7 protein-coding genes are annotated in these 7,779 nt (G+C 66.0%); 3 read left to right on the top strand and 4 right to left on the bottom strand.

Annotated elements, in window-relative coordinates; genetic code table 11:
* Positions 1-136: 136 nt before the first annotated feature.
* The gene (locus ACEQZD_RS02705; protein WP_370183810.1) at positions 137-1,099 is read right to left on the bottom strand and encodes a formate/nitrite transporter family protein; all 963 of its coding nucleotides are present in this window, start codon (positions 1,097-1,099) and stop codon (positions 137-139) included.
* Positions 1,100-1,149: 50 nt separating this feature from the next.
* Positions 1,150-2,142: a sodium:calcium antiporter gene (locus ACEQZD_RS02700; protein ID WP_370183812.1), complete on the bottom strand. Its 993-nt coding sequence runs from the start codon at positions 2,140-2,142 to the stop codon at positions 1,150-1,152.
* A 190-nt stretch (positions 2,143-2,332) separates the two neighbouring features.
* On the opposite strand from ACEQZD_RS02700, the gene ACEQZD_RS02695 reads away from it, so the two are divergent.
* Entirely contained in the window at positions 2,333-3,607 is a 1,275-nt protein-coding gene (locus ACEQZD_RS02695; protein ID WP_370183807.1) for a hypothetical protein, read from the top strand.
* Positions 3,608-3,617: 10 nt separating this feature from the next.
* On the top strand, positions 3,618-4,580 hold the full coding sequence (locus ACEQZD_RS02690; protein WP_370183806.1) for an OmpA family protein: 963 nt from the start codon (positions 3,618-3,620) through the stop codon (positions 4,578-4,580).
* A gap of 6 nt (positions 4,581-4,586) precedes the next feature.
* On the opposite strand, the gene ACEQZD_RS02685 is transcribed toward ACEQZD_RS02690, so the two are convergent.
* Together ACEQZD_RS02685 and ACEQZD_RS02680 are read right to left on the bottom strand one after the other, a co-directional pair.
* Positions 4,587-5,549 carry an alpha/beta fold hydrolase gene (locus tag ACEQZD_RS02685; RefSeq protein ID WP_142950064.1) on the bottom strand — a complete coding sequence of 321 codons (963 nt, stop codon included), beginning with the start codon at positions 5,547-5,549 and terminating at the stop codon, positions 4,587-4,589.
* Positions 5,546-7,177, bottom strand: a complete 1,632-nt coding sequence (locus ACEQZD_RS02680) for a long-chain fatty acid--CoA ligase (RefSeq protein ID WP_370183803.1) — start codon at positions 7,175-7,177, stop codon at positions 5,546-5,548. The genes ACEQZD_RS02685 and ACEQZD_RS02680 overlap by 4 nt, the downstream gene beginning before the upstream one ends.
* 214 nt (positions 7,178-7,391) lie before the next feature.
* On the opposite strand from ACEQZD_RS02680, the gene ACEQZD_RS02675 reads away from it, so the two are divergent.
* Positions 7,392-7,598: a hypothetical protein gene (locus ACEQZD_RS02675; protein ID WP_370183802.1), complete on the top strand. Its 207-nt coding sequence runs from the start codon at positions 7,392-7,394 to the stop codon at positions 7,596-7,598.
* Positions 7,599-7,779 lie beyond the last annotated feature (181 nt).

Here is a 7,779-nt window from a genome sequence, read left to right as displayed (position 1 = left end):
GAACCCTGTGGGAGCGGGCCTCGCCCGCGAAAGGGGCGAAGCCCCGGCAGGATTCCAGAGGCCTCTGGAATCCCGCCGGCAAGCCAAGCTTACCTTTCGCGGGCAGGGCCCGCTCCCACAAGGCAAGCTCCCACAATCACTTCTTCCGATTAAACCCCCAGGCCCCACGGCGCCCCTCGCGCTGCACATCCATGTCGTTGCGGATCTGGGCGTGGCTGATCAGCGCGAAAATAAAGGTGCCGCCGATAATGTTACCCGCCAGGGTGGGCAGGCCGAAGCGCAGGAAGAAGTCGCCCCAGCTCACCTTGCCGTCGAACACCAGATACAGAATCTCGCTGGCGCCGACGATGATGTGCGGGAACTCACCGATCGCCACCACATAGGTCATGATCAGAATCACCCAGGCTTTGGCCTGGTCCGCGGACGGCATCACCCACACCATGGTGGCGATCATCCAGCCTGCGACGATGCTCTTGGAAAACATCGAGAAGGGGTCGTTCTCCATCACTTTTTCGCCGATCGCCACGAAGGCGTCGTTCACTTCCGGTGAGAACATCGGCAGATGCAGGAAGGTGAAGGCGGCGATGCCGGCGCCCAGCACGTTGCCCGCCAACACCACGCCCCACAGCCGCATCAGGCTGCCCAGGTTGCCCCGGGTGGGGTGGCTCATGAACGGCAGCACGGCGGTCACGGTGTTTTCGGTGAACAGCTGCTGGCGGGCCAGGATCACGATCAGAAAGCCCAGGGTGTAGCCCATGCTTTCGATCAGAAAGCCGGCGTCGCTATCCGGCACATGGGCGTGCAGCAGGCCGCGCGCCACCATCGAGGCGCTCATGGAAATGCCGGCGGCGATCGCCGACCAGAGCAGCGCCATGGCGTCGCGCTCCAGCTCTTTCTCGCCGCTGATGCGCAGGCGCTCGTGGACCGCCGCCGCCTTGGACGGCAGGGCGGCTTCCCGGCGCCGGTCCTGTTCGTCGTGGCTTTCTTCGTCCTCGTCCCCGTTGTCGTCGCGGGCCTCGTCGCGCTCCCGTTTGACGGCTTCTTCCCAGGGCGTGTCGTCCTGGTCGTTATCCCTCGAATCCTGATCGTCGTGCGCCAAAGGGGCTCTCCTGGTGGGAAGTAAGAATCACACTATAACGGCTGTCGGCCTCAGCCACCCAGCACCAAGGCGATCCCCAGGCCGTAAAGCAGCAGAACCGCCAGGCTCTCGAAGCCGATGCCGCCGGGGCCGTGCTGCTCACGGCGTATCAGGCCCATCAGCAGGAAGCCGGTCATCAGGATCGACAACGACACCCACAGCAGCAGGCCGTCGTCCATCTGCTTATAGATGGAGCCCTCCCGGTAGGCGATATCCGAGGCGGCGGTGAACAGGGTGTCGAAGGCGTTGCCGCCGATGATGCCGCCCACCGCCAGGGTCAGGGCGCCGCGCCGCACCGCCGCCACCGAGGTGACCAGCTCCGGCAGCGAGGTGGCGGTGGCGGTGAGCAGCAGGCCCACCGTGGTCTGCTGCAGGCCGGTGTGCCGGGCGACGCCGCTGGCGGCGGCTTCCAGCACGAAGCCGGACAGGCCGAGCAGGGCGGCCAGGCCCACGAACACCAGCAGCAGCCGGGTCAGCGACAGGCGCAGATTGTCCTCCTCGGGGACGTCCTCGCGGGTCTCCCGGGTGCGGGCCGGCCGCCACATGGGTTCGTCGCGCACCCGCTGCACCAGATGCAGGCCGTACATATAGATCGCCAGCAGCGCCGGCGTGGCCGGGTGGATGCCGAACACCGTCACCGCCGGCGAGAAGGCGCCCACCAGAATGATCGCCATCAGCGTGATCAGCAGGGCGCCCTGCATCAGGTTGGCGGCGGAGGCGGCGGCGTGTTCCAGGTTGGCGCGCCGGTAGGCGATGTCCGCCACGGCCAGAAACGCGGTCTGCACCGCGATGCCGCCCAGGGCGTTGCTCAGGGCCAGATCGGCATGGCCTTTCCAGGCGGCGGTCACCGACAGCACGCTACCGGACAGCGAAGTGGTGGCGCCTAATAACACCGCGCCGGCCAGCGCTTCGCCGGCACGGGTGCGGTCCGCCAGCTCGTCCACCACGGCGGTGATCCTGACGCCGGCGGTGGCAATCACCGCCACGCAGGCGGCGAACGCCAGCAGGCTCAGGGGCAGGGATGCTTGCAGGGTGTCGATGGCGGGCTCCCGGTCGGCTCAATGAGCGCCAAGGATACCCAGCGTGCCCGGCCGGTGCGAACCGGTTACAGATTACGTACAGATGTGCACTAAATATTTTGGCACCATGCTTTGTCTTTTAATTGTACTATCGTGCCAGAAATAAGGCGAAGCCATGACTCTATCCTTTTTCCGCCTGGGCCTGCTGGCCCTGTTCAGTGCCCTGCTGATGCTCTCCGGCTGCAATTCCTCCGGCAGCGACGACGGCGATAGTATCGCCGAGCAGCCCCGCGATCCGGCCCCCGAGCCGGAGCCGGAACCGGAGCCGGACCCCGGCCCGGAGGCCCGCGACACGGTGCTGACCCCGGCCGCCGAGCTGGTGCCGGTGATTCTGGTGGACCGGCTCGCCAACCAGAGCGGCCAGCTCGACGCCGACATCCGCGAGCGCCTGTTCAAAACCGAGCCGGTGGATGAGCTGGCCGTGCACCGGGTGCAGATGTATTGCCTGTCGCGGCTGTACCAGACCGAGCTGGCGATCAATGACGCCTTGCTGGGCTGGCGCAACGCCTACCCGGCCGGCACCGATCCGGTCACCTGGCTGGAGCGGGCCGCCGAGGAAGAGCTGGTCACGCTGCTGGCGGATTACGGCGAGCACCTTTACGCCGCCGCCGTGCGGCCGCTGGACCCCAACGCGGATTCTGAATGCGCGCCGTTCGCCGCCGACGACACCCTGCCCAAACCGGAAACCGACGACCCCGCGCTCAACGCGCTGCTCGCCGCCATGAACGAGGTGCAACGCGGGGCGCGCGACTACCGCCTGGCGGTGGAGCGCTTCCAGGCCAGCAACCTGAGCGCCTCGTTCGCCGACCTGCGCGCGCCCCTGGCGGTGATGGCCGACGGCATCCAGACCCTGCGCGGCATCGCCCGCGACCAGGGCCTGCAGCGCATGAAGGCGGCGCTCACCAACCTGTCCGGGCGCGCCGACGGCACCGGCGGTTCCGGCTCCATTCCCCGCCTGGACGCCTGGCTGGTGAACCTGGGCGCGCTGGACACCACCGGCATGGACGACCGGGTCGCCGGCGACGTCACGCAGCTGTTCGACGACCTGCTCAACAAGACCGGCTTCCTCAACTGGCTGGACAATCACCGCGACGACATCAAGGACGACGACGCCCGCGCGCTGGTGTTCGAACAGATCGAAGCGGTCCGCCTGCAACTGCAGCGGATGCGCGTGGATCCGTCCCGCCAACCGGCCTCGATTCTGCAGGACGAGACCGACGGACGGGTTACAAAAATGGCCATAAGCAACGCCATGCAGCGTCTGGAACAGGAAAGTGAAACGCTCTACGCTGCCATGCTTGATTTGGCCGGCGCACTGGCCGGGCTGCTCGCCGTGCTGGTTCTGGCGGCCGGTTTGCTGCGCCATCGGCTTCACCATCAACGGGGATAAGAGGGAAAAGATGGTATCCGTGATCAATAAGGGCCGCGCCGCCGCCGCGCTGGCCGCCGCCGTCGCCTGCGCACCGGCGCTGGCCGAGGAACGCACCGACCCGCAGGGCTGGAACGCGTCCGCCATGGGCGTCTATGTGATCGAGGATTCGGACCGCTTTGACGTCGATTACGGCGCCGGCATCCGCTTCGGCCTGGGCCGTCAGATCAGCGAGAAATGGGATCTGGAGTGGAACGGTTTCGGTAACTCCCTGCAGCGCAACCGGGGTTCCGGGCAGCACTGGCAGTACGGCGTGGGCGCCGACGCGCTGCGCTATATGTACCGGGAAGGGCCGTCGCCCTATCTGCTGGTGGGCGGCGGCGGTGTCTACACCGATTCCACCGCCGGCACCGACACCAACGGCTACCTGAACGCCGGCGCCGGTCTGCACTTCCGCGAAATCTGGGGCTCCATGGGCCTGCGCGCGGAGCTGCGTTACGTGATGGATTTCTCCGACGACGGCAGCCACAACGAGCCGTTCGGTGACGTGCGCGCCCTGGTGGGCCTGACCTTCCCGCTGTTCGGCGGCGGTGACTACGGCACTACCCGGGTCATCGAACGCGAGCGCGTGGTGATCAAGCCGGTGCCGATGGGGCCGCCGGAAGTGCTGCACGGGGTGAACTTCGAGTTCGATTCCGCGCGCCTCACGCCCAACGCCAAGACCGTGCTGCGCGGCGTGGCGGAACGCCTGCTGGCGCACTCCGACAACGAGGTGGAGATCGCCGGGCACACCGACTCGAAAGGGTCCGACGAGTACAACCAGGCCCTGTCCGAGCGGCGCGCCGAATCGGTGCGTGATTTCCTGATCGATCTGGGTGTTGATCCGGGCCGCCTGCAGGCCCGCGGTTACGGCGACACCCGTCCGGTGGACAGCAACGCCACCGACGAGGGCCGCGAGCGTAACCGCCGCATCGAAATGCGGCGCATCAACTAACGGACGCTAAAGCGAGTCGAGAAAGGCGCCCAGGTGCTGGTTCACCGCCTCGGGCGCTTCCATCTGGATCCAGTGGCCGAGATCGTCGAGCAGCACCACCTCGCGCAGATCGTCCATCATCGTCGGCATGCGCTCCAGCGCCTTGCCGGCGAACTGGATCACCGGATCTTCCTTACCGGCGATGAACAGCGCCGGCGGATGGATGCGTTCGCGTCCGTCCTCTTTCTGCTGCCGCCAGGACGCGTCCATGGCCCGGTACCAGTTGATCGGTCCGGTCAGGCCGCTGTGCTGGAAGCGTTCCACGTACACGTCCAGGTCCGATTCCCGCATCCAGTCCGGCTGGCCGCCGGTGGGCGGCTGCAGAATGTCGAGCAGGCCGGTGACCGGTTTTTCGGCGCGGAATTTTTCCTGCATGCCGGGGCCGGACAGGGCGTGGTACATGCGGCGTAGAAAGTCGCGCACGTCCGCTTCCAGTTCCTGCTCCGGCACCTCCGGCTGCTGGAAATAGAGCTGATAGAAGAAACGCTCGCCGAAGGCGGCGCGCATCTGCTCGGTGGGCGCCTTGGGGCCCAGGCCCGGGTAGGGCACCGACAGGCCGGCCACCGCGCGCACCCGGCCCGGCTCGCTGCGCGCCACCTGCCAGGCCAGGGCGCAGCCCCAGTCGTGGCCGATCACCACGGCGCGCTCGGCGCCGAACGCATCGAGAATACCCATCACATCCGCCACCAGCTTGTCCTGCCGGTAGGCGTCCACCGCCTTGGGCGCGTCGCTGAAGCCGTAGCCGCGCAGATCCGGCGCCAGCACATGGAAGCCCTTGGCGGCCAGAAACGGCATCTGATAGCGCCAGGAATAGCCGCACTCCGGGAAGCCGTGCAGCAGGATCACCGCCGGGTCGGCCGGGTCACCGGCGCTGCGCACATGAAAATTAAGGCCGTTGGCCGGCACCTTCTGTTCTCGAATCTCGGTCATTGGGCGTTCCCCAGGTAGTCCATGTAGTCCTCGCGCAGGTGGCGCTTGGACACCTTGCCGGTGGCGGTATGCGGCAGCTCGTCCACGTAGATCACGTCGTCGGGCAGCTGCCATTTGGCGATGCTGCCGGCCATGTGGTCGAGCAGCGCCTGCTTGTCCCGCGCCGCGTCGGCGTGGGGCACCACGATCAGCAGCGGCCGCTCGTCCCATTTCGGGTGCGGCACGCCGATCACCGCGCACTCCTGCACGTCCGGGTGGGCGGCGGCCAGGTTTTCCAGATCAATGGAGCTGATCCACTCGCCGCCGGATTTGATCAGGTCCTTGGCCCGGTCGACGATGTAGAGCACCCCGTCCGGGGTCAGTTTGGCCATATCGCCGGTGGCGAACCAGCCGTCCTTGTCGAACGCCTTGGCGCTCGCCTCGTCGTTATTGAAGTAGGCGCGGATCACCGTGGGGCCCTTGACCAACAGCTCGCCCACCGCCTCGCCGTCCTGGGGCACTTCGTTGCCGTCCTCGTCCACCAGCTTCATGCGCACGCCGAACAGCTGCCGGCCCTGGGTGGTTTTCAGTTCGATGCGCTCTTCCAGGGGCAGCTCCGCCTGGCCTTCGGTCAGGGTGCTCATGGTGCCGGTGGGGTTCATTTCGGTCATCCCCCAGCCCTGCATCACGTCCACCTGATAGTCCTGCTCGAACGCCCGCACCATGCTGCGCGGCGCCGCCGAGCCGCCGATCGACACGCGCTTGAGCGCGCCCGGCTTGCGCCCGTGGCGCTTCATTTCCGCGAGCAGGCCGAGCCACACCGTGGGCACGCCCCAGGCGGAGTCCACGCTTTCCTCGTCCATCAACCGGAACAGGCTGTCGCCGTCCAGCGCCGGGCCCGGCATGATCAGCGACGCCCCGGCCAGCGGCGCCATATAGGGCAGCCCCCAGGCGTTGACGTGGAACATGGGCACCACCGGCAGCACCCGGTCGCCCACCGGGAAGGAGCCGCTGGCGCACACCATGGTGAACATCGCCTGCAGCAGGCAGGAGCGGTGCGAATAGAGCGCGCCCTTGGGGGCGCCGGTGGTGCCGGAGGTGTAGCACAGTGCGCAGGCGGTGTTTTCGTCCAGTTGCGGCCAGTCGTAGTGGTCCGGCTGGCCGTCCAGCAGGTCCTCGTAGCAGAGCAGGTCCTGGCCGTCGGGCATATGGGCGCGGTCGGTCATCGCCACATAGCGGGTGTGTTCCGGGAACTGGTCCCGCAGGCCGGACACCAGCGGCGCGAAGGTGGTGTCGAAGAACAGCAGGCTGTCGTCCGCGTGGTTGACGATATAGGCCATCTGGTCCGCCGGCAGGCGCGGGTTGATGGTATGGCAGACCGCGCCGATACCGGCGATGGCGTAATACAGCTCCAGGTGGCGGTAGCCGTTCCAGGCCAGGGTGGCGACCCGGTCGCCGGGCTTCACGCCCAACGCCACCAGGCCGTGGGCCAGCCGCGCCACCCGCTGCAGGGTCCGTGCGTAGCTCTGGCGGTGCAGGCCGCCCTCGACCGTGACCGATACGATTTCCGCCTTGCGGTGAATGCGGGCGCCGTAATCCAGCACGTCGATCAACGACAGCGGCGCCTCCATCATCAGCCCTTTCAGCATCTAAAAATCTCCCGAGCGCGATAGTTATTTTGAACGCGTGTTTTGAAATAAGGCCGTGCAATTCATACCGGGCGGGACCAGGGTGGTCAAGGCGATGTTAACGGCGCGCCGGTGGCGGTGTTACTTGAGGTAACAGTAACACCGGAAAAGCGACGATTATTTTCGGGAAAAGGGAAACAAAAGGCGTGAATTAATAGAGCACCCGGGCCGTCCGATGGAGCCGCTGACCACGCGGCGGCACAAACTGTGTGAAATTGTTTCGTCGCTTTGGACGTTAATCACCGTGTACGGGGCGTATTCGGCCATCACCGCGTTTTTTTTCGCGGCCGTGGAGCGGCGGCACGGCGCCGGGGGATTGTCCGCCGGTTTTATTCCGTTCATGCTCAAAGCACTGAATTCAGTGGCTTTCAGCCGCACATAGGATAGCTTTGTTGACCTATCTCAACGCGGCGGAAGACCGGAAAAAGTTAAATGAGCAGGCTGGACAGAAATATTTTTGTGCGCACATACTACCAAGTATGTAGTTCACCAGAAGAGCGCTGATGGGACCGAAAAACGGCGCCGGGAACATGCATAAAAAAGCACAGTAAACAAAAAAGATT

This window comes from Alloalcanivorax sp., assembly GCF_964221125.1.
Taxonomy (GTDB): Bacteria; Pseudomonadota; Gammaproteobacteria; order Pseudomonadales; family Alcanivoracaceae; genus Alloalcanivorax; species Alloalcanivorax venustensis.
This window is presented reverse-complemented; position numbering and strand designations above follow the sequence as displayed.